The organism is Streptomyces aureus (genome assembly GCF_001418135.1).
In the GTDB taxonomy this organism is placed as follows: Bacteria; Actinomycetota; Actinomycetes; order Streptomycetales; family Streptomycetaceae; genus Streptomyces; species Streptomyces aureus_A.
In genome coordinates this window covers 1-22031 of the sequence record NZ_LIPQ01000175.1, presented here as the reverse complement: position 1 = coordinate 22031, position 22031 = coordinate 1, and the positions used below count along the sequence as shown (strand labels likewise).

Below are 22031 nucleotides of genomic sequence, written 5' to 3'. Positions count from 1 at the left end.
GTCTCTCCTCACCCCACACCCCGCGAGATCAAGGAGGCCGCTGTGGCCCTGAAGACTGTGACCGACGCTTCCTTCGAAGAGGACGTCCTCAAGAGCGACAAGCCCGTCCTGGTGGACTTCTGGGCCGAGTGGTGCGGCCCGTGCCGCCAGATCGCCCCGTCGCTGGAGGCCATCGCGGCCGAGCACGGCGAGATCGAGATCGTGAAGCTCAACATCGACCAGAACCCGGCCACGGCTGCCAAGTACGGCGTCATGTCCATCCCGACGCTGAACGTCTACCAGGGCGGCGAGGTCGTGAAGACGATCGTCGGTGCCAAGCCGAAGGCCGCCATCCTGCGCGACCTCGAGGGCTTCGTCGAGCCGACCAAGGCCTGATGCTTCCGCTCTGTTTCACGTGAAACCGTGAAACAGAAGCAGCGTTTCACGTGAAACGGAGAACGGCCCGCCCCCGTAAGGGGCGGGCCGTTCTCGTGTCCCGAGCGGGCCGTCTTCGTCTCCCGACGCTACAGAGGACGCAGGACGGGTTCCTTCTGGACCGCGCCGAGGAGCCGGTCGAGCGCCATCTCGACGTCCTCCTTCCAGGAGAGCGTCGTCCGAAGTTCCAGCCGCAGCCTGGGGAAAGCCGGATGCGGCCGCACCGTCTTGAAGCCCACCGCCAGCAGATGATCGGCCGGCAGCACACAGGCCGGCTCCTTCCACCGGGCGTCCCCGAACGCCTCGATGGCCTTGAAGCCCCTCCGCAGCAGGTCCTTGGCCACGGTCTGTACGACCATCCGGCCAAGCCCCTGCCCCTGGTAGCCGGGCATGATCCAGGCCGTCATCAACTGCGCCGCATCGGCCGCCACGGGGCTCGTGGGGAAGGCGATGGAACGCGGCACATAGGCCGGGGGTGCGTAGAGGACATAGCCGACCGGCACCTCGTCGACATAGACCACCCGGCCACAGGAGCCCCACTCCAGGAGAACCCCCGAGATCCAGGCTTCCTTCTCCAGCTCCGGACGTCCTGCCTTCACCGCGGCTTCTCCGCTGACCGGGTCGAGCTCCCAGAAGACGCAGGAGCGACACCGCTTGGGCAGATCCGGAAGGTTGTCCAGCGTGAGCGGTACGAGCCGACGCCCCACGGCCGCGCCTCACTTCCCTCGCGATCGAGCACGGATACGCCTGCTGGAATCGTATCGATCAGCTGATCGGGACGACACCGCTCACAGGCAAAGGGCGGGCCGTGTTCCGGTGAAACCGGCGCACGGCCCGCCCTCAGCGGCCTTGGACAGCGGAAGGCGTCAGCCCTCCGCCCCCTTCTCGTCGTTCTTCTGGTCCATGACCCGTCCCTCGCCGGGAGCCAGGGTCGCCAGGATCCGGTCCAGATCCTCCACCGAGGCGAACTCGACGACGATCTTTCCCTTCTTCTGGCCGAGGTCGACCTTCACCCGGGTCTCGAAGCGGTCCGAAAGACGCGAGGCGAGATCCGTGAGCGCGGGCGAGACCCGGCCACCGGCTCGGGGCTTCGTCGGCTTGACGGCACCGCCGGGCTCCTCGGAGCCCATGAGGCTCACCATCTCCTCGACGGTACGCACCGAGAGGCCCTCGGAGACGATCCGGTACGCCAGCTTGTCCTGGGCCTCCGGGTCCTCGACACCGAGCAGCGCCCGCGCGTGGCCGGCGGAGAGCACTCCGGCGGCGACCCGGCGCTGCACCGGCGGGGAGAGACGCAGCAGGCGCAGCGTGTTGGAGATCTGCGGGCGGGAGCGCCCGATCCGCTCCGCGAGCTGATCGTGAGTGCAGCCGAAGTCCTTGAGCAGCTGCTCGTAGGCGTGAGCCTCTTCGATCGCGTTCAGCTGGGCGCGGTGGAGGTTCTCCAGGAGCGCGTCCAGGAGCATCTTCTCGTCGTCGGTGTCCCGGACGATCGCCGGGATCCGCTCAAGGCCCGCTTCCTTGGACGCCCGAAGACGCCGCTCACCCATGACCAGCTCATAGCCCTCGTCATCGGTCTTGCGCACGACCACGGGCTGGAGGAGGCCGACCTCCTTGATGGAGACGACGAGCTCCGCCAGGGCGTCCTCGTCGAAGACCTCACGCGGCTGGTGCCGGTTGGGAACGATGGAGTCGAGCGGAAGCTCGGTGAAGTAGGCACCCGCCGGAGGCTCCGGCCGGACCACCGGCTCGGCATCGTTCCACGACGAAGCCGACTCCGGGGACTGCGCGCTCTGCGGAAGTGACGCCAGCTTCGCGGCCGCCACCCCCCGGCCCGCAGGCATGGCGGGGGCCGTACCTGGCGAGGCCACGCCCACGCCACCGGACGGCGACTGCCGTTCCTGGGGAGCAGCGGGGATCAGCGCACCGAGCCCACGCCCCAATCCCCTACGTCGCTCACTCACTGGATCCCCTCCGACATGCTGCGCTGGTGGTTCTGATGCCCGACATGGGCGTGCTGCGGGTCGTAGTGCACGGCCGCCCCCCGCAGGGCGATCTCACGGGCCGCTTCGAGATACGACAGGGCGCCGCTGGAGCCCGGGTCGTAGGTGAGGACCGTCTGTCCGTAACTCGGGGCCTCCGAGATGCGGACGGACCTCGGGATGCTGGTCCGCAGCACCTCATCGGCGAAGTGGGTGCGCACCTCGTCGGCGACCTGGGAGGCGAGCCTCGTCCGGCCGTCGTACATGGTGAGCAGGATCGTCGAGACATGCAGCGCCGGGTTGAGGTGCCCCCGGACCAGGTCGACGTTCCGCAGGAGCTGGCCGAGCCCTTCCAGTGCGTAGTACTCGCACTGGATCGGGATCAGCACCTCGGCTCCGGCCACCATGGCGTTGACCGTGAGGAGACCGAGTGAGGGCGGGCAGTCGATCAGGATGTAGTCGAGCGGCTGCTCGTAGGCCTGGATCGCACGCTGTAGGCGGCTCTCACGGGCCACGAGCGACACCAGCTCGATCTCCGCGCCGGCAAGGTCGATGGTGGCGGGGGCGCAGAACAGGCCCTCGACATCCATGACCGGCTGCACGACCTCGGAGAGCGGCCTGCTGTCCACGAGAACGTCGTAGATCGACGGGACCTCGGCGTGGTGGTCGATGCCGAGCGCCGTGGAGGCGTTGCCCTGCGGGTCGAGGTCGATGACCAGGACCCGGGCCCCGTGCAGGGCGAGGGACGCGGCAAGGTTGACCGTCGTGGTCGTCTTGCCCACGCCGCCCTTCTGATTGGCGACCACCATCACGCGCGTCTGCGCCGGGCGGGGGAGTCCCTCGCCGGCACGACCCAGGGCCTCTACTGCCAGCTGGGCAGCACGACCAATGGGGGTGTCGTCCATCGGGGGCGGTGTTTCACGTGAAACATCCTCCCCCACCGATTCGGTTCGGGGACCGGGGACCGGATCGGTCATCGGTCCCGCGATGTTGGCGTCGGACCGCAAGGATTCACTCTCCTCGGCTTCAGGCTCGCGATGGGGAGAGCCTGCCATGCTTTCGGGGTCGTGAACCAGCGAGGCCGGTGGTTCTGTGGGTGAATCCACCTCTGTGGACATCTCCGTAACCCTCGCGGGTGGGTTTGCGCGGGGTCTACGGTCCCGCGGCGTGGCAGCCGCGCGACCGCGGCTGATGATCCCCTGCAGCAGTGAGCGACGTTTCACGTGAAACACCATGCCCCTGCTGCCCGGCCGGGACCGTTCGACACTCCGAAATGGTACGAATGCGACGCTCAGCGGCGTCGACGGGTCTTGCTCGTCCGGGCGGCCTTGGCCCGCTTGGCTGCGAACCGCACACCACCCGGGCTCTCACCGACCTCCACCCGGACGACCGTGGACAGGGGATCGACGATCCCCTCGCCCACCTGCAGCACGGAGGTCTCCACCACACCGAGGCGGGACAGCGCGGCGCGAGCCCCGTTGATCTCCTCCTCCGCGGTGTCCCCCTTGAGCGCCAGCATCTCCCCGTACGGGCGCAGCAGGGGAACTCCCCAGCCGGCCAGCCGGTCGAGCGGCGCCACCGCGCGGGCCGTCACCACATGCACGGGCGTGATCTTGCCGAGCATCTCCTCCGCGCGCCCCCGGACCACCGTGACATGGTCGAGGCCGAGCAGCTCGACGACCTCCTGGAGGAAGTTCGTCCGGCGGAGAAGCGGCTCCAGGAGCGTGATCTTCAGGTCGGGCCGGACCAGCGCCAGAGGGATACCGGGAAGCCCGGCGCCCGAGCCCACGTCGCAGACGGTGACGCCCTCGGGGACGACCTCGGACAGAACGGCACAGTTCAGCAGGTGCCGCTCCCACAGCCGCGGGACCTCACGCGGGCCGATCAGGCCGCGCTTCACACCCGCGTCCGCGAGGAGCTCCGCGTACCGCACGGCCTCCGGGAAGTACTCACCGAAGACTGTCCGCGCCTGCTCCGGAGCCTCGGGGAGCTCCGCTTCCTCCGTCACGGGAACCGTCCTTCCGTACCGCACGCATCGTGTGCGGGCGCACTGTGGTGGCTGACTATCAGGCTGACAAAGATCGGCCCCGCCTGCGAACAGACGGGGCCGACACTACGTGAGGGTTCAGGCCGGGAGAACAACGACGAAGCGCTGCGGCTCCTCGCCCTCGGACTCGCTGCGCAGACCGGCGGCGGCGATCGCGTCGTGCACGACCTTGCGCTCGAACGGCGTCATCGGGTCCAGCTTGACCGGCTGCCCGGTGGACTTGACCTCGCCCGCGGCCTTGGCGCCCAGCTCGGCGAGCTCGGCACGCTTCTTGGCCCGGAATCCGGCGATGTCGAGCATCAGACGGCTGCGGTCACCAGTCTCCCGGTGCACGGCCAGGCGCGTCAGCTCCTGGAGCGCCTCCAGGACCTCGCCGTCGCGGCCCACGAGCTTCTGCAGCTCACGAGCCGAGTCGCTGATGATCGAGACCGCGGCCCGGTCCGCCTCGACGTCCATGTCGATGTCGCCGTCGAGATCGGCGATGTCGAGCAGGCCCTCGAGGTAGTCGGCCGCGATCTCACCCTCCTGCTCCAGGCGGGTCAGGGTGTCGCCACCCTCGGCGGCGGCGGAGGTGGTGCCTTCCGTCACGGATGGACTCCTTCTTGCTTCGGCGAGGCTTACTTCTTGGAGGACGGGTGCTTGGGCCGCTGGTGGCCCTTGCGCTGACCGGACTTGCCCTGACGGGAGCCTCCGGAGTTGGCACGGCTCGGACGCGCGGGCTTGTCTCCCGCCTCGTCCTTCGGCTCGCCCTTCGCGGCGGTCTTGGCCGGACCCTGGGGCTTCTTCTCGAGCGAGGTGGTCGCCTCTTCGGCGGCCGGCTCGGAGACTTCCTCGGTGTCCTTGACCACGGCCTGGGCCGCGGCGGCCTGGCGCTGGGCCTTGGTCTGGCGCTTGGGCTGCTGGCGCCTGGCGGCAGGACCGCCCTCGGCCTCGGCCTCGATCGTGTCGCTCTTGATCACCGTGCCGTCGGCCTGGGCGGCGAAGCCGGCCTTGGTCAGACCCGAGAAGAAGCGGCGCTCGTTCTCGTTGCGGTCGCTGCTGGCCTTGGCGACGATCATCTTCACGATGGTCTTCCGGCGACGGCCACGGACCTCGCCGTGGGTGGTGATGCTCTTCAGGAGGCGCTGGAGGTAGGAGTCCTGCGCCTTGCTGCCCGGCGTCGGGTTCTGGTTGATCACGTACATCTGCTGGCCCATGGTCCACACGTTGGTGGTCAGCCAGTAGACGAGGACACCGACGGGGAAGTTGATGCCCATGACGGCGAAGATCACCGGGAAGATGTACATGAGCATCTTCTGCTGCTGCATGTAAGGGGTCTTCACCGAGAGGTCGACGTTCTTCATCATCAGCTGGCGCTGGGTGAAGAACTGCGAGGCCGACATCATGATGATCATGATCGCGGTGACGATCCGGACCGAGGTGATCGAAGCGTCGAGAGCGGCGACCTCGGCGGCGCTGTCCGTGAACTTCGAGGCCAGCGGGGCGCCGAAGATGTGCGCCTGCCGCGCGCTGTCGAGCAGCGACTGGTTGATGACACCGACGGTGTCGCCCTCGGCGATGTTGGAGAGCACGTGGTACAGCGCGAAGAAGAAGGGCGACTGCGCAAGGATGGGAAGGCACGAGGAGAGCGGGTTGGTACCCGTCTCCTTGTACAGCTTCATCATCTCTTCGGACTGACGCTGCTTGTCGCTCTTGTAGCGCTCCTGGATCGCCTTCATCTTCGGCTGGAGCGCCTGCATGTTCCGCGTCGACTTGATCTGCTTGACGAACAGCGGAATCAGACAGATACGGATCAGCACCACCAGGCACATGATCGACAGGCCCCAGGCCCAGCCCGTGTCAGGACCGAAGATCGCCCCGAACAGTTTATGGAACTGGACGATCACCCATGAGACAGGTGTGGTGATGAAGCTGAACAGACTGGCAATCGTGTCCACTAATCAGGCTCCTTGAGCATTGGGCGAGGTCTCTGCGGCCGGGCTCGTCTCGGCGGTGGACCCGCCCTTGTCGCCGCGCAGCGCGTTCCTCAGCATTTCGTGCCAGCGGGGGCGCTTACGCGGGGGGACATGGTCCACACCGCCGGGCGACCACGGGTTGCACCGCAGGATGCGCCAGGCGGTCAGGGCCGTGCCCTTGATCGCGCCATGCCGGTCGATGGCCGTGAATCCGTAGTGGGAACACGACGGGTAGTACCGGCAGACGGGCCCGAGAAGCGGGCTGATCGTCCACTGGTACAGCTTGATGAGAGCCAGCAGCGGGTACTTCATCGCGTGCCCCCTCCCAGCAGCCGCTGAAGAGCGGCGTCCAGGTCTCGGGCCAGCTGTGCGTGTTCGGCGTCGCCGGCTCCGGGCAACGCCCGTACGACCACCAGGCTACCGGGGGGCAGCTCGGAGAGCCGGTCGCGGACGAGATGGCGGAGGCGACGCTTGACCTGGTTACGCACGACCGCACCGCCCACGGCCTTGCTCACGACGAAACCCGCACGTGCCGGGGGAGCGCTCTCCCCAGGCGCGTGCGGGTTCGGTGCACCGCTGCGTAGGTGGACGACGAGGAGCGGGCGACCAGCCCGGCGACCTCGGCGTACCGCGGTTGCGAAGTCCTCGCGCCGCCTCAGCCGATTCTCGGTAGGCAGCACGTCATGACCTGTTTAAGCGGATCAGGCGGACAGCGCCGAGCGACCCTTGGAACGGCGGTTCGCAAGGATGGCGCGACCGGCACGCGTCCGCATCCGCAGGCGGAAGCCGTGGGTCTTGGCGCGACGACGGTTGTTCGGCTGGAAGGTGCGCTTGCTCACTCGGGGGCTCCAGAAATGATTCGTAGATGGCGGGACATCGCCTGGCTGTCACCGTGCGCCCACGAGTAGCTCGCAATACGCCCGAGTGCACCGCTTCACGATCACAGACCGTGATCTTTGCCCATCGGAGGCAGGCGGCAGCAGCCATCGACAACTCGACCTGGTTACGGTACGCGCGGCTACGCCATCCGGTCAAACCGACCTGTCGCCACCCCTCATTGTGCACAGGCTGTGGACAACAACTTGAACCACGTCAGCCGCCGCGACTACCGTGGTTGGTCTCCACAATCTTTTCCGTTCTGTCCTTACCTGTCCTCACGGGTCCGTCCTCACGGACATCGACCCACCGTCCCCCGAGAACCACACCATCGTGGGACCTGCGAGAAAGCGTGCCCTGTGGCTGACGTACCTGCCGATCTTGCCGCAGTGTGGCCACGCGTCCTCGAGCATCTCCTCGCAGAGGGCCAGCAGGGAATCGAGCCCAAGGACAAGCAGTGGATCGAGCGCTGCCAGCCCCTCGCCCTGGTCGCCGACACGGCGCTCCTCGCCGTACCCAACGAGTGGGGCAAGCGCGTCCTCGAGGGCCGGCTCGCCCCGCTGATCAGCGAGACCCTCAGCCGTGAGTGCGGCCGCCCGATCCGGATCGCGATCACCGTCGACGACTCCGTCGGCGAGCCGACCCCGCCGGCGCCTCCGCTCCAGCAGTCGCAGCCCCGCTACGACGAGCGCCAGCAGCCCGAGCCGTACGAGAAGTACGACGGGGGGTACGGCCACCGGCCGATGCCCGACGACGGGCTGCCCACCGCCCGCCCGGCCTACCCGGACTACTCGCAGCAGCGCCCCGACCCCGGCGCCTGGCCGCGCACCCAGGAGGACCTGTCCTGGCAGCAGCCCCGCCTGGGCGGCTACCAGGAGCGGGCTCCGTACACCGGTCCGACCGGCCCCGAGCAGTCCCGGCCGTCGCGGTACGACGAGCCGCCCCGGGGCTACGAGCAGCAGCGGCCCGAGCGCGCCGAACTGCCCGACCCGCAGAACCACGGCGCCCGTCCCGGTCCCCGGCCCGGCGGCCCGGGGGGTGGCGGCCCGGGCGGCGGCCACGGTTCCTCCTCCGCGCAGGGAGCCGGCGCGCCCGGTGAACAGCACGCGCGGCTGAACCCCAAGTACCTCTTCGACACCTTCGTCATCGGTTCCTCGAACCGCTTCGCGCACGCGGCCGCGGTCGCGGTGGCCGAGGCGCCGGCGAAGGCGTACAACCCGCTCTTCATCTACGGGGAGTCGGGCCTCGGCAAGACCCATCTGCTGCACGCGATCGGACACTACGCGCGGAGCCTCTACCCGGGCACGCGCGTGCGGTACGTGAGCTCAGAGGAGTTCACGAACGAGTTCATCAACTCGATCCGCGACGGCAAGGGCGACGCCTTCCGCAAGCGCTACCGCGATGTGGACATCCTGCTCGTCGACGACATCCAGTTCCTCGCGAGCAAGGAGTCGACGCAGGAGGAGTTCTTCCACACCTTCAACACCCTCCACAACGCGAACAAGCAGATCGTGCTCTCCTCGGACCGGCCGCCCAAGCAGCTGGTGACCCTGGAGGACCGGCTCCGCAACCGTTTCGAGTGGGGCCTCACCACCGACGTACAGCCGCCGGAGCTGGAGACGCGCATCGCGATCCTCCGCAAGAAGGCGGTGCAGGAACAGCTCAACGCCCCGCCGGAGGTACTGGAGTTCATCGCGTCCCGGATCTCGCGGAACATCCGTGAGCTTGAGGGCGCGTTGATCCGGGTGACGGCCTTCGCGAGCCTCAACAGGCAGCCGGTGGACCTCGGGCTCACCGAGATCGTCCTCAAGGACCTGATCCCGGGCGGCGAGGACTCGTCGCCGGAGATCACGGCACCGGCCATCATGGCGGCCACCGCCGACTACTTCGGTCTGACGGTGGAGGACCTCTGTGGATCCTCCCGCAGTCGCGTCCTGGTGACGGCCCGGCAGATCGCCATGTATCTGTGCCGCGAGCTCACGGACCTGTCGCTGCCGAAGATCGGCGCGCAGTTCGGCGGCCGCGACCATACGACGGTGATGCACGCGGACCGGAAGATCCGCGCGCTGATGGCCGAGCGGCGCTCCATCTACAACCAGGTCACCGAGCTCACCAACCGCATCAAGAACGGCTGACGGCCGGCTGCGGCCGGCCTCCGTAGGGCGCCCCGGGACACCCCCGGGGCGCCCTTCGGCATTCCCGGATTTGCCTGAGGTGTTCCAGAGGAGGTCCAGAGGCGGTCGTGCGGCAGTCCTGAGGCGGTCGTGCGGCGTTCCAGAGGTGGTCGTGCGGCAGCCCGCAGTCGGTACTGAGGGCTCCCTCCGGCTCCTCCGAAGTTCTCCTGGAGCCGTCGTAAGGCTGTCCCCAGGACCCGCCGGAAGCCTTCCCGAGCCCTCCGGAAGACGCCGAAGAGCCCTCCCGGAGCCCTCTCGGAGCGCTCGCGGCCGCCCTCCGGCACCCCGTCCGGGGGACGAGCTGTTCGATTACTCCGTTCCGGTGGCGGGTTCTCCACAGATTGCGGGATGATCTCCCGTCCACAGGGTGGGGACTGTCGAGTTATCCGGATTGTGTCCACAGGCTGGACTGCTGACAGACCATCACCCCAGGTCAGCCCCCTGTGGAATTGTTGGTAAAAGATCTCCACAGGCTGTGGACAGAACTTTCGTCCACAGGGGCTCCCGAAAGTTGTCCACCGGCCGCCCACAGGGAGGGGTCCGTTGCCCACAGCTTCTCCACACCCCTGTCCACTGTTCGGCAACGAATCACCCCCGCTCACCGCGTCGAGTGAAAGCCGTCACACCAAGGAGGACGGTTGGGCTGTGGGGAACGTGGGTAAAGCTGGGGACAGCGCTGGGGAGAACTCCCCATGGCCTGTGTATCGGGTGTGCAGAACTTTCGGGTGTCCACAGAGAACCCCAGTTGTCCACCGACTCCACCCACAGGCGCAGTGGACAAAAAACAGGTCCTGACCTGCGAAAACGACGTTATCCACCGTTTCCACAGGCCCTACTACTACTCCCACTTAGAGTTAGCTAGGAATCCGCTTCGAAGTGGGGCCTGTGCACAACTCGGCGCCGGAGCTCCGACGCGCTCTTGTCGCGACTTGACCCCGAGCAGCACCGAGTGTCGGCGGCGTACGTCAGACTGGTTCCCGCAGTCGACGAAGAGCCAGCAACAAGCAGGAGGCGGTTCCGGTGAAGATCCGGGTGGAGCGCGACGTACTTGCCGAGGCGGTGGCCTGGGTGGCCCGCAGCCTCCCGGCCCGTCCGCCGGCTCCCGTGCTCGCAGGCCTTCTGCTGAAGGCCGAGGACGGCGCGCTGAGCTTCTCGAGCTTCGACTACGAGGTCTCGGCCCGTGTCTCCGTCGAGGCGGAGGTCGAGGAGGACGGCACCGTCCTGGTCTCCGGCCGACTGCTCGCCGACATCTGCCGCGCTCTCCCCAACCGACCGGTGGAGATTTCCACAGACGGTGTACGGGCGACCGTGGTCTGCGGCTCCTCCCGCTTCACTCTCCACACCCTGCCTGTGGAGGAGTACCCGGCGCTGCCGGAGATGCCCACCGCCACCGGCACCGTCCCCGGTGAGGTCTTCGCCTCCGCCGCCGCGCAGGTGGCCATCGCCGCCGGCCGTGACGACACGCTGCCCGTGCTCACCGGTGTGCGCATCGAGATCGAGGGCGACACGGTCACCCTGGCCTCCACCGACCGGTACCGCTTCGCGGTCCGCGAGTTCCTGTGGAAGCCGGAGTCCCCGGACGCCTCCGCGGTCGCCCTGGTGCCCGCGAAGACCCTCCTGGACACCGCCAAGGCGCTCACGAGCGGCGACACGGTCACCCTGGCGCTCTCGGGCTCCGGCAAGGGCGAGGGCCTCATCGGCTTCGAGGGCGCGGGCCGCCGGACCACCACCCGTCTCCTCGAGGGCGACCTGCCGAAGTACCGGACGCTCTTCCCCACCGAGTTCAACTCGGTCGCGGTCATCGAGACCGCGCCGTTCGTCGAGGCCGTCAAGCGTGTGGCCCTGGTCGCCGAGCGCAACACCCCCGTCCGGCTGAGCTTCGAGCAGGGCGTGCTGATCCTGGAGGCCGGCTCCAGCGACGACGCACAGGCTGTGGAGCGTGTCGACGCGCAGCTCGAGGGCGACGACATCTCGATCGCCTTCAACCCGACCTTCCTGCTGGACGGCCTGAGCGCGATCGACTCGCCGGTCGCCCAGCTCTCCTTCACGACCTCCACGAAGCCGGCGCTGCTGAGCGGCAAGCCGGCCGTGGACGCCGAGGCGGACGAGGCGTACAAGTACCTGATCATGCCGGTGCGCCTCAGCGGCTGACCCGGCTGACACCGGTCTCCTCGGGGCATCGCCTGAGCGGCTGACCCCACAGGTGTGCACCCGGGTCCGGGCGTAGGCTCGGATCCGGGTAAACCGCACACGACGCTTAAGGAATCTCTGATGGAGCTCGGTCTCGTCGGTCTCGGCAAGATGGGCGGCAACATGCGTGAGCGCATCCGCCGCGCAGGCCACACCGTCATCGGATACGACCGCAATCCGGACCTCGCCGATGTCCACAGCCTCGAGGAGCTTGTGGGCAAGCTCAAGGGGCCCCGCGTCGTGTGGGTCATGGTTCCGGCCGGTGCCGCGACCCAGTCCACCATCGACGAGCTGGCCGAGCTGCTCTCCCCCGGCGACATCGTCGTGGACGGCGGCAACTCCCGCTGGACGGACGACGAGAAGCACGCCGAGGAGCTGGCGGCCAAGGGCATCGGCTTCGTCGACTGCGGCGTCTCCGGCGGTGTCTGGGGCCTGGAGAACGGCTACGCGCTGATGTACGGCGGCTCCGCCGAGGACGTCGCGAGGGTCCAGCCGATCTTCGACGCCCTCAAGCCCGAGGGTGAGTTCGGCTCCGTGCACGCCGGCAAGGTCGGTGCCGGCCACTTCGCGAAGATGGTCCACAACGGCATCGAGTACGCGATGATGCAGGCCTACGCCGAGGGCTGGGAGCTCCTGGAGAAGGTCGACTCCGTCACCGACGTGCGCGAGGTCTTCCGCTCCTGGCAGGAGGGCACGGTCATCCGTTCCTGGCTGCTGGACCTCGCGGTCAACGCCCTCGACGAGGACGAGCACCTGGACAAGCTGCGCGGCTACGCGTCGGACTCCGGCGAGGGCCGGTGGACGGTCGAGGCCGCCATCGACAACGCCGTGCCGCTGCCGGCGATCACCGCCTCGCTGTTCGCGCGGTTCGCCTCCCGTCAGGACGACTCCCCGCAGATGAAGATGATCGCCGCGCTGCGCAACCAGTTCGGTGGCCACGCGGTCGAGACGAAGAAGTAATCCACAGGCTGTGCACCCCGCGGTGCACAGCCGCCGGGGGAAGAAGGTCGGCGCCCAACCATGCACGTCACGCATCTTTCGCTGGCCGACTTCCGCTCCTACGCCCGGGTCGAGGTCCCGCTCGACCCGGGCGTCACCGCTTTCGTGGGCGCGAACGGCCAGGGCAAGACCAATCTGGTCGAGGCCGTCGGCTATCTCGCGACCCTCTCCAGCCACCGCGTCGCCTCCGATGCCCCGCTCGTCCGAATGGGGGCGGAACGCGCGGTCGTCCGCGCCGCCGTCACCCAGGGCGAGCGCTCCCAGCTGATCGAGCTTGAGCTCAACCCGGGCCGGGCCAACCGCGCCCGCATCAACAGGTCCTCGCAGGTCAGACCCCGTGACGTGCTCGGAATCGTACGGACCGTGCTGTTCGCGCCCGAGGACCTCGCCCTGGTGAAGGGCGACCCCGGCGAGCGCAGGCGTTTCCTCGACGAGCTGATCACGGCGCGCACGCCGCGCATGGCGGGCGTGCGCTCCGACTACGAGCGCGTGCTCAAGCAGCGCAACACGCTCCTGAAGTCCGCGGCGATGGCCCGCCGGCACGGCGGCCGCGGCATGGACCTGTCCACCCTCGACGTCTGGGACCAGCACCTGGCGCGGGCTGGGGCCGAGCTGCTCGCCCAGCGGCTCGACCTGATCGCCGTACTGCAGCCGCTCGCGGACAAGGCGTACGAGCAGCTCGCTCCCGGCGGCGGACCGATTCTGCTGGAATACCGTCCCTCCGCGCCGGGCACCGGACACACCCGCGAGGAGCTGTACGAACAGCTGACCGCCGCACTGGCCGAGGTGCGCAAGCAGGAGATCGAGCGGGGCGTCACCCTCGTCGGACCCCACCGTGACGAGCTGCTCCTCAAGCTCGGCGAGCTGCCCGCGAAGGGGTACGCCAGCCACGGCGAGTCCTGGTCGTACGCGCTGGCGCTGCGGCTCGCCTCGTACGACCTGCTGCGGTCCGAGGGCAACGAACCCGTCCTCGTCCTCGACGACGTCTTCGCCGAGCTGGACGCGCGGCGGCGCGAGCGGCTCGCGGAGCTGGTGGCGGGCGGCGAGCAGGTCCTGGTGACGGCCGCTGTGGACGACGACGTACCGGGAGTCCTCGCGGGGGCGCGGTACCAGGTGGCCGGAGGGACGGTGGAGCGCGTATGAGCGAGGAAAACCTTCCCCAGCCTGTGGATACCTCACCGGCGCCGTCCGTCCCCGAAGCCTCGGGCGTGGATCTCGCGCGGGTCGCGCTGCGCGCCGCCAAGGAACAGGCGAAGGCCAAGGGCGCCGCCGCCCAGCAGAAGAAGCAGGCCCGGCGCGGGGGCGGCCTGCGCTCCGGCGCGCGCGCCGACGGGCGCGACCCGATGGCGCTCGGCGCCGCGATCAACCGGCTGATCACCGAGCGGGGCTGGGAGACACCGGCGGCGGTCGGCGGCGTCATGGGTCGCTGGCCGCAGATCGTCGGCGAGGACCTGGCCAAGCACTGCGTACCCGTGAAGTTCGACGACGAGCCGGACGCGCGGGTGCTGACCGTGCAGTGCGACTCGACGGCGTGGGCCACGCAGCTGCGGCTGCTCGCGCCGACGCTGGTGGCGCGGCTCAACGAGGACCTCGGGCACGGAACCGTGCGGATGATCAAGGTGCTGGGGCCGGGCGGGCCCCGGCGGGGGTACGGGCCGCTCAGGGCGCCTGGCAGCGTCGGGCCCGGAGACACGTACGGATAGCAGCGGCGCGGGGCGGCTCCAGGGGCGCGGGTCCGAGCAGAGGGCGCCGTGCGGTGGGGCGCGTGCCCACCCGTTCCGCCCCGGCGGAACGCATGCCCGCAACGGGCCGGAGAGGATGCCCACTGCGCGCTACGGGTCGAAGCGCTGGGTGGCCGTCAGGGGGCTCTGGAGCCCCTGTCCGGATATGGGGAGTCGTTTGGCTCCCGCTCAGGGCGGCACATGCGGACTCAGGCACCGGCAAACCCCCATGACTGTCGGCGCTACCGGTAGACTGGGAGACAATCCCGCCACCCTGCGGAACAAGTCGAACGACGCAGCCGCTCCCGTATGCCCGGAGAACGGCCTGTGCTGTGCCAGAAAGGGCGCTTCGTGGCCGATTCCGGCGACCCCAACGAGAACAACCAGTACACCGCCAGCAACATCCAGGTCCTCGAAGGCCTGGATGCCGTGCGCAAGCGCCCTGGCATGTACATCGGCTCGACCGGCGAGCGCGGTCTGCACCACATGGTGCAGGAGGTCGTCGACAACTCGGTCGACGAAGCCCTGGCCGGCCACGCCGACACCATCGACGTGACGATCCTGGCCGACGGCGCCGTGCGCGTCGTCGACAACGGCCGTGGCATCCCCGTGGGCATCGTGGCCTCCGAGGGCAAGCCGGCCGTCGAGGTCGTGCTGACCGTGCTCCACGCGGGCGGAAAGTTCGGCGGCGGCGGCTACGCCGTCTCCGGCGGTCTGCACGGCGTCGGTGTGTCCGTCGTGAACGCCCTGTCCACCAAGGTCTCCGTCGAGATCAAGACCGACGGCCACCGCTGGACGCAGGACTACAAGATGGGCGCCCCGACCGCGCCCCTCGCGCAGCACGAGGAGACCGGCGAGACCGGCACCTCGGTCACGTTCTGGGCCGACCCGGACATCTTCGAGACGACCGAGTACTCCTTCGAGACGCTCTCGCGCCGCTTCCAGGAGATGGCCTTCCTCAACAAGGGCCTGACGATCACGCTCACCGACGAGCGCGATTCCGCCAAGGCCACGGTCGGTGCCGACGACCCGGACGCCGAGGCGGCCGCCGAGCCGGCCGCGCGCACGGTGAAGTACCACTACGAGGGCGGCATCGTCGACTTCGTGAAGTACCTCAACTCGCGCAAGGGCGACCTGATCCACCCCACCGTGATCGACCTGGAGGCGGAGGACAAGGACAAGGCCCTGTCCCTCGAGGTCGCGATGCAGTGGAACAGCGGCTACAGCGAGGGCGTGTACTCCTTCGCCAACATCATCCACACCCACGAGGGCGGCACGCACGAGGAGGGCTTCCGCGCCGCGCTGACCTCGTTGATCAACAAGTACGCGCGCGACAAGAAGCTGCTCCGCGAGAAGGACGACAACCTCACGGGCGACGACATCCGCGAGGGTCTGACGGCGATCATCTCGGTCAAGCTGAGCGAGCCGCAGTTCGAGGGCCAGACCAAGACCAAGCTGGGCAACACGGAGGTCAAGACCTTCGTCCAGAGGGCGGTCTACGAGCACCTCAACGACTGGCTCGACCGCAACCCGCTCGAGGCCGCGGACATCATCCGCAAGTCGATCCAGGCCGCCACCGCGCGCGTGGCCGCGCGCAAGGCGCGCGACCTGACCCGCCGTAAGGGCCTGCTCGAGTCGGCGTCTCTGCCGGGCAAGCTGTCCGACTGCCAGTCGAACGACCCGTCCAAGTGCGAGATCTTCATCGTCGAGGGTGACTCCGCCGGCGGCTCGGCAAAGTCCGGCCGCAACCCGATGTACCAGGCCATCCTGCCGATCCGCGGCAAGATCCTGAACGTCGAGAAGGCCCGGATCGACAAGATCCTGCAGAACACCGAGGTCCAGGCGCTCATCTCGGCCTTCGGCACCGGTGTGCACGAGGACTTCGACATCGAGAAGCTCCGCTATCACAAGATCATCCTGATGGCGGACGCCGACGTCGACGGTCAGCACATCAACACCCTGCTGCTGACCTTCCTCTTCCGCTTCATGCGGCCGCTGGTCGAGGCCGGTCACGTCTACCTCTCCCGTCCGCCGCTCTACAAGATCAAGTGGGGCCGGGACGACTTCGAGTACGCGTACTCGGACCGGGAGCGGGACGCGCTCGTCGAGCTGGGCAAGCAGAGCGGCAAGCGGATCAAGGAAGACTCGATCCAGCGCTTCAAGGGTCTCGGCGAGATGAACGCCGAGGAGCTGCGCGTCACCACCATGGACGTCGAGCACCGCGTACTCGGCCAGGTCACCCTGGACGACGCCGCGCAGGCCGACGACCTGTTCTCGGTGCTGATGGGCGAGGACGTCGAGGCACGCCGCTCGTTCATCCAGCGCAACGCCAAGGACGTTCGCTTCCTCGACATCTGAGTCGGTCTCAGCTGACCGTACGAAAGGACTGACGACCAGCAATGGCCGACGAAACCACCCCGACCGGGACCACCGAAGAAGAGCCCACGCTGCGGATCGAGCCCGTCGGGCTCGAGACCGAGATGCAGCGCTCGTACCTCGACTACGCGATGTCCGTCATCGTGTCCCGCGCGCTGCCCGACGTCCGGGACGGCCTCAAGCCGGTCCACCGTCGCGTGCTGTACGCGATGTACGACGGCGGCTACCGGCCCGAGAAGGGCTTCTACAAGTGCGCCCGCGTCGTCGGTGACGTCATGGGTACGTACCACCCGCACGGCGACTCCTCGATCTACGACGCGCTCGTCCGCCTCGCCCAGCCCTGGTCGATGCGCATGCCGCTCGTCGACTCCAACGGCAACTTCGGCTCCCCGGGCAACGACCCGGCGGCCGCCATGCGTTACACCGAGTGCAAGCTCATGACGCTGTCGATGGAGATGCTCCGGGACATCGACGAGGAGACCGTCGACTTCCAGGACAACTACGACGGCCGCAACCAGGAGCCGACGGTCCTGCCGTCCCGCTTCCCGAACCTGCTGATCAACGGCAGCGCCGGCATCGCGGTCGGCATGGCGACCAACATCCCGCCGCACAACCTGCGCGAGGTCGCGGCCGGTGCCCAGTGGGCGCTGGAGCACCCCGAGGCCACCCACGAGGAGCTCCTCGACGCGCTGATCGAGCGCATCAAGGGACCGGACTTCCCCACCGGCGCGCTCGTCGTCGGCCGCAAGGGCATCGAGGAGGCGTACCGCACCGGCCGTGGCTCGATCACGATGCGCGCGGTCGTCGAGGTCGAGGAGATCCACAACCGCCAGTGCCTGGTGGTCACGGAGCTCCCGTACCAGACCAACCCGGACAACCTCGCGCAGAAGATCGCCGACCTGGTCAAGGACGGCAAGATCGGCGGCATCGCCGACGTCCGCGACGAGACCTCGTCCCGGACCGGTCAGCGCCTCGTGATCGTGCTCAAGCGCGACGCCGTCGCCAAGGTCGTCCTCAACAACCTGTACAAGCACACCGATCTGCAGACGAACTTCGGCGCCAACATGCTGGCGCTCGTCGACGGCGTGCCGCGCACCCTCTCGCTCGACGCGTTCATCCGCCACTGGGTGACGCACCAGATCGAGGTCATCGTGCGCCGGACCCGCTTCCGGCTGCGGAAGGCCGAGGAGCGCGCCCACATCCTCCGTGGTCTGCTCAAGGCGCTCGACGCGATCGACGAGGTCATCGCGCTCATCCGGCGCAGCGACACGGTCGAGGTCGCCCGCGGCGGCCTGATGGACCTGCTCCAGATCGACGAGATCCAGGCCAACGCGATCCTGGAGATGCAGCTCCGCCGGCTCGCCGCCCTGGAGCGCCAGAAGATCGTCGCCGAGCACGACGAGCTCCAGGCCAAGATCAACGAGTACAACGCGATCCTGGCCTCGCCCGAGCGCCAGCGCGCCATCGTCAGCGAGGAACTGGCCGCGCTCGTCGAGAAGTTCGGCGACGACCGCCGCTCCAAGCTCGTGCCCTTCGACGGTGACATGTCCATCGAGGACCTGATCGCCGAGGAGGACATCGTCGTCACCATCTCGCGCGGTGGCTACGTGAAGCGGACGAAGACCGAGGACTACCGCTCGCAGAAGCGCGGCGGCAAGGGCGTGCGGGGCACCAAGCTGAAGCAGGACGACATCGTCGACCACTTCTTCGTCTCCACCACCCACCACTGGCTGCTCTTCTTCACCAACAAGGGCCGGGTCTACCGCGTCAAGGCGTACGAGCTGCCCGACGCCGGCCGGGACGCGCGCGGCCAGCACGTGGCCAACCTGCTGGCCTTCCAGCCGGACGAGCAGATCGCCCAGATCCTGGCGATCCGCGACTACGAGGCCGCGCCGTACCTGGTGCTCGCCACCAAGGCCGGCCTGGTCAAGAAGACCGCGCTGAAGGACTACGACTCGCCGCGTTCCGGTGGTGTCATCGCGATCAACCTCCGGGAGACGGAGGACGGCAGCGACGACGAGCTGATCGGAGCCGAGCTGGTCTCCGCCGAGGACGATCTGCTGCTCATCAGCAAGAAGGCGCAGTCGATCCGCTTCACCGCCACCGACGACGCGCTGCGGCCGATGGGACGGGCCACCTCGGGTGTCAAGGGGATGAGTTTCCGCGCTGACGACGAACTGCTCTCGATGAATGTCGTCCGGCCCGGTACGTTCGTCTTCACCGCGACAGACGGCGGGTACGCGAAGCGCACCCCCGTCGACGAGTACCGCGTCCAGGGACGTGGCGGCCTCGGTATCAAGGCCGCCAAGATCGTGGAGGACCGCGGCTCGCTCGTGGGCGCGCTGGTGGTCGAGGAGACGGACGAGATCCTCGCCATCACGCTGTCCGGCGGTGTGATTCGTACGCGAGTCAACGAAGTCAGGGAGACCGGCCGTGACACCATGGGCGTCCAGCTGATCAACCTGGGCAAGCGTGATGCCGTCGTCGGCATCGCACGGAACGCCGAGGCCGGCGGCGAGGACGAGGACATCGACGACGCCGAGGGCGTCGTGGACGCGTCCGAGGTGGCGGTGGTCGAGACCGTCGTGGTCGAGACCGAGGCAGTCGAGGGCACGGAGCCCTCGGCCGGGGAGCACGAGGAGTAAGAGCGTGAGTGGAGCCACGGGCGCCGGATCGGCGGCTGCCGGAGCTTCTGCTGGTGCTGGAGCGAACGGCGCCCGTGGCCCCGCCACGGACTCCCAGGGGGTTGCGGTGACGGACACTCGAGGGCAGCAGCCCTCGTACGAGACCTACAACGGGCCACTGCCCGGCGAGCGCACGGGTGCGCAGCAGCCGGGCGGGCCCTACCACCCGCCGCAGGCGTACGGCGCTCCGGCGTCGGGCGGCACGGCGGGTGGTCAGACCGGTGCCGTGCGCCGGCCGCGTACGGGGGCCCGCACGACGCCCCGTACGCGCAAGGCGCGGCTGCGGGTGGCCAAGGCCGACCCGTGGTCGGTGATGAAGGTGAGCTTCCTGCTCTCCATCGCGCTGGGCATCTGCACGATCGTCGCGGCGGCCGTGCTGTGGATGGTCATGGACGCCATGGGCGTCTTCTCGACGGTCGGCGGCACGATCAGCGAGGCCACGGGCTCGAACGAGTCCAACGGCTTCGATCTGCAGTCGTTCCTGTCGCTGCCGCGGGTGCTGATGTTCACCTCGGTGATCGCCGTGATCGACGTGGTCCTGATGACCGCGCTGGCGACGCTGGGCGCGTTCGTCTACAACCTGTCGGCCGGCTTCGTGGGCGGCGTGGAGCTCACGCTCGCCGAGGACGAGTGACGGCCGAGTGACCTGCGAGGGGGCCGGTCGGTTACCGATTTTGGGACTGGCCCCCCTGTGCGCTAATGTTCAGGAGTCAGCGCGCGGGACACACACCGCAGAGCGCGGCGGGGCTATAGCTCAGTTGGTTAGAGCGCATCCCTGATAAGGATGAGGCCACAGGTTCAAATCCTGTTAGCCCCACAGTGTCGATCGACCCGGACGGTTCCTCCGTCCGGGTCGATTTGTTTGTCCGGGAGCCTTGGAAGGTTTGAACCTCGCACAGGTCACCGATCGGTATCGGTCGATGTGTAGAGTGGGCGTCAGAAGTCTCCTACGTCAACGAAAGACGAGGTCGCGCGGTGAAGAAGCTTCTCCTGGTCGCACTGGCCGCCATCGGCGGGCTCCTCGTGTACCGCCAGATCCAGGCGGATCGCGCCGAGCAGGATCTGTGGACGGAGGCGACCGACTCCGTGCCCGCAGGTTCCGGTGTCTGAGACGAAAACCGTCTGTGGGTGAAGCCCCGGCCGCGCGAGAGCGGGCCGGGGCTTCGCTTTGCCTGAGCAAATTTCTGACTTGCTTAAGTGAAGAGGAGCAGCGCGTGAAGACGCAGGCCGGCATCGGCCGGAGGGCGGGGGCCCTGATCACGGCGGCCGCGGCGGTGGGAGCGGTCGTGGCGCTTCCCGGGCAGACGGCGGCCGCGGCCGCCGGGGGTACGGCCGGCCTGAGCCGGGCCGCCGGGGGTGCGGCCGCCTTGAGCGCGGCCGCCGGGGGTGCCGCCGCCGGGGGTGCGGTTCCGCCGTACACCTTCGACAGCTCGGCCCAGCGCGTCCAGGGCGCCGCGTCGAGCTCGGACGCCGTGCAGCTGAAGACCGGGCAGACCTACCGCGACACGCTCAAGAAGAACGGCAAGGTCTACTACCGGGTCGACCTCGATCAGCAGAACGCGTACGTCTCCGTCGTCGCGGTGCCCAAGGCCGGCGGCAAGGTCGAGTACGGCGACGGCTTCAAGGTGAGCATGCAGGACGGCTCCGGCACCGAATGCGGATACCAGCAGGCGAACTTCTCCTCCAGCGAGTACACCCGGCCGCTCGCCGCCTACGCCCGCCGCATCGTCGACGCCGACAGCTCCACCTGCCAGCGCGCCGGCGCCTACTACGTCCTCGTCGAGCGCGAGTCGAAGGCGAGCACGGACGACTGGGAGCTGGAGATCCGCTACGCGTCCGAGCCGGTGCTGAAGAAGGCCGGCCCGACCGAGCTCCCCGAGGTCTGGGCCTCCGGCACGCCCGGGCCGCCCGCGGGCGACCCGCAGCCGCGCCAGGGCGGCTCCGGCGTCCACGACGCCACCTCGCTGACACAGGGCGAGTGGCGGTCCGACATCCGGCCCGGCCAGACGCTCTTCTACCGGGTGCCCGTCGACTGGGGACAGCAGCTCTTCGCCACCGCCGAACTCGGCAGCAGCGCCACCGGCGACGAGTACATCGGCCACGCGCTGGTCCTCTCCCTGGAGAACCCCGCGCTCGGCCACGTCGACGAGAACACCGTCAGCTACAGCGGCAAGCCCTCGACGCTCGCGCTCGACGCCCTGCGGCCGGTGGCCCACGAGAACCGCAGCTCGTACGACGAGGCCACCAGCGGGATGCGCTTCGCGGGCTGGTACTACCTGTCGGCCACGCTCAACCCGGCGATGGCCAAGGAGTACGGGGACAAGACGGTGCCGCTGACCCTGCGGGTCTCGCTCCGGGGCAACGCGAAGCCGGGGCCCGGGTACGACGGGGATCCCGGGCAGTTCAGCGTGACCGCCGACGACAAGGAGGCGGCGGAGAAGGGCACCTCGCGGGCGCAGGCGGCGTCGGGGAGCGACTCCATGCGGGTCGTGGCGGCGGCCGGGATCGGCAGCGGGACGGTCCTGCTCCTCGGACTCGGCGCGTGGACGCTGGTGGCGCGGAGGCGGGCGGCGTAGGCGGCGCGGGGCGGCGTGGGCCTTCGCCGCCCCGCGCCGC

At 68.7% G+C, this 22031-nt stretch carries 20 protein-coding genes and 1 tRNA gene; 12 read left to right on the top strand and 9 right to left on the bottom strand.

Features of this window, described 5'->3' with window-relative positions; genetic code table 11:
- The first annotated feature begins 42 nt into the window (after positions 1–42).
- The gene (trxA, locus tag AOK00_RS16480) at positions 43–375 is read left to right on the top strand and encodes a thioredoxin (RefSeq protein ID WP_030321223.1); all 333 of its coding nucleotides are present in this window, start codon (positions 43–45) and stop codon (positions 373–375) included.
- Positions 376–503: 128 nt separating this feature from the next.
- Here trxA and AOK00_RS16475 read toward each other — a convergent pair whose 3' ends face one another.
- From AOK00_RS16475 to rpmH, 9 genes are all read right to left on the bottom strand, one after another.
- Entirely contained in the window at positions 504–1121 is a 618-nt protein-coding gene (locus AOK00_RS16475; RefSeq protein WP_055601067.1) for a GNAT family N-acetyltransferase, read from the bottom strand.
- Between the two features lie 159 nt (positions 1122–1280).
- A complete protein-coding gene (locus tag AOK00_RS16470) occupies positions 1281–2375 on the bottom strand; it encodes a ParB/RepB/Spo0J family partition protein (protein WP_079042036.1) in 1095 nt (364 codons plus the stop codon).
- Positions 2372–3448 carry a ParA family protein gene (locus tag AOK00_RS16465; protein ID WP_079042035.1) on the bottom strand — a complete coding sequence of 359 codons (1077 nt, stop codon included), beginning with the start codon at positions 3446–3448 and terminating at the stop codon, positions 2372–2374. Before AOK00_RS16465 ends, AOK00_RS16470 begins: the two co-directional genes overlap by 4 nt.
- 236 nt (positions 3449–3684) lie before the next feature.
- Positions 3685–4401 (bottom strand): 16S rRNA (guanine(527)-N(7))-methyltransferase RsmG, encoded by a 717-nt coding sequence (rsmG, locus tag AOK00_RS16460; RefSeq protein WP_055601064.1) that lies wholly within the window; start codon positions 4399–4401, stop codon positions 3685–3687.
- A 117-nt stretch (positions 4402–4518) separates the two neighbouring features.
- Positions 4519–5028, bottom strand: a complete 510-nt coding sequence (locus AOK00_RS16455; protein WP_030321234.1) for a protein jag — start codon at positions 5026–5028, stop codon at positions 4519–4521.
- Positions 5029–5057: 29 nt separating this feature from the next.
- Positions 5058–6377 (bottom strand): membrane protein insertase YidC, encoded by a 1320-nt coding sequence (gene yidC, locus AOK00_RS16450; protein WP_055601063.1) that lies wholly within the window; start codon positions 6375–6377, stop codon positions 5058–5060.
- 3 nt (positions 6378–6380) lie between these two features.
- On the bottom strand, positions 6381–6707 hold the full coding sequence (yidD, locus tag AOK00_RS16445; RefSeq protein ID WP_015034858.1) for a membrane protein insertion efficiency factor YidD: 327 nt from the start codon (positions 6705–6707) through the stop codon (positions 6381–6383).
- A complete protein-coding gene (rnpA, locus tag AOK00_RS37220) occupies positions 6704–7075 on the bottom strand; it encodes a ribonuclease P protein component (RefSeq protein ID WP_079042034.1) in 372 nt (123 codons plus the stop codon). Before rnpA ends, yidD begins: the two co-directional genes overlap by 4 nt.
- A gap of 21 nt (positions 7076–7096) precedes the next feature.
- On the bottom strand, positions 7097–7234 hold the full coding sequence (gene rpmH, locus AOK00_RS16435) for a 50S ribosomal protein L34 (RefSeq protein WP_007265229.1): 138 nt from the start codon (positions 7232–7234) through the stop codon (positions 7097–7099).
- Between the two features lie 396 nt (positions 7235–7630).
- Between rpmH and dnaA the strand changes: the two genes are divergently transcribed.
- From dnaA to AOK00_RS16385, 11 genes are all read left to right on the top strand, one after another.
- Positions 7631–9406 (top strand): chromosomal replication initiator protein DnaA, encoded by a 1776-nt coding sequence (dnaA, locus tag AOK00_RS16430; RefSeq protein ID WP_079042033.1) that lies wholly within the window; start codon positions 7631–7633, stop codon positions 9404–9406.
- 1059 nt (positions 9407–10465) lie between these two features.
- On the top strand, positions 10466–11596 hold the full coding sequence (dnaN, locus tag AOK00_RS16425; RefSeq protein WP_030205035.1) for a DNA polymerase III subunit beta: 1131 nt from the start codon (positions 10466–10468) through the stop codon (positions 11594–11596).
- Between the two features lie 120 nt (positions 11597–11716).
- On the top strand, positions 11717–12595 hold the full coding sequence (gene gnd / locus AOK00_RS16420) for a phosphogluconate dehydrogenase (NAD(+)-dependent, decarboxylating) (RefSeq protein ID WP_055601060.1): 879 nt from the start codon (positions 11717–11719) through the stop codon (positions 12593–12595).
- Between the two features lie 60 nt (positions 12596–12655).
- Positions 12656–13777 (top strand): DNA replication/repair protein RecF, encoded by a 1122-nt coding sequence (gene recF / locus AOK00_RS16415; protein WP_055601059.1) that lies wholly within the window; start codon positions 12656–12658, stop codon positions 13775–13777.
- On the top strand, positions 13774–14337 hold the full coding sequence (locus AOK00_RS16410; protein WP_055601058.1) for a DUF721 domain-containing protein: 564 nt from the start codon (positions 13774–13776) through the stop codon (positions 14335–14337). The genes recF and AOK00_RS16410 overlap by 4 nt, the downstream gene beginning before the upstream one ends.
- A 345-nt stretch (positions 14338–14682) precedes the next feature.
- Positions 14683–16713, top strand: coding sequence for a DNA topoisomerase (ATP-hydrolyzing) subunit B (gyrB, locus tag AOK00_RS16405; RefSeq protein WP_055601057.1), 2031 nt, complete (start codon positions 14683–14685; stop codon positions 16711–16713).
- Between the two features lie 41 nt (positions 16714–16754).
- Positions 16755–19376 carry a DNA gyrase subunit A gene (gene gyrA / locus AOK00_RS16400; RefSeq protein WP_055601056.1) on the top strand — a complete coding sequence of 874 codons (2622 nt, stop codon included), beginning with the start codon at positions 16755–16757 and terminating at the stop codon, positions 19374–19376.
- A gap of 106 nt (positions 19377–19482) precedes the next feature.
- Positions 19483–20049, top strand: coding sequence for a DUF3566 domain-containing protein (locus AOK00_RS16395; protein WP_030321248.1), 567 nt, complete (start codon positions 19483–19485; stop codon positions 20047–20049).
- A 109-nt stretch (positions 20050–20158) separates the two neighbouring features.
- Positions 20159–20232, top strand: a tRNA-Ile gene (locus AOK00_RS16390).
- A gap of 158 nt (positions 20233–20390) precedes the next feature.
- Positions 20391–20525, top strand: a complete 135-nt coding sequence (locus AOK00_RS37210; protein ID WP_003958712.1) for a DLW-39 family protein — start codon at positions 20391–20393, stop codon at positions 20523–20525.
- A 104-nt stretch (positions 20526–20629) separates the two neighbouring features.
- Positions 20630–21991, top strand: coding sequence for a hypothetical protein (locus AOK00_RS16385; RefSeq protein WP_055601055.1), 1362 nt, complete (start codon positions 20630–20632; stop codon positions 21989–21991).
- The last annotated feature ends 40 nt before the right edge of the window (positions 21992–22031 follow it).

Excerpts from the sequence above, each read along its gene's own strand:
- AOK00_RS16410 (WP_055601058.1), top strand. The coding sequence starts at position 13,774 with ATGAGCGAGGAAAACCTTCCCCAGCCTGTGGATACCTCACCGGCGCCG.
- recF (WP_055601059.1), top strand. The coding sequence starts at position 12,656 with ATGCACGTCACGCATCTTTCGCTGGCCGACTTCCGCTCCTACGCCCGG.
- gyrA (WP_055601056.1), top strand. The coding sequence starts at position 16,755 with ATGGCCGACGAAACCACCCCGACCGGGACCACCGAAGAAGAGCCCACG.
- gnd (WP_055601060.1), top strand. The coding sequence starts at position 11,717 with ATGGAGCTCGGTCTCGTCGGTCTCGGCAAGATGGGCGGCAACATGCGT.
- AOK00_RS16465 (WP_079042035.1), bottom strand. The coding sequence starts at position 3,448 with ATGGCAGGCTCTCCCCATCGCGAGCCTGAAGCCGAGGAGAGTGAATCC.
- yidD (WP_015034858.1), bottom strand. The coding sequence starts at position 6,707 with ATGAAGTACCCGCTGCTGGCTCTCATCAAGCTGTACCAGTGGACGATC.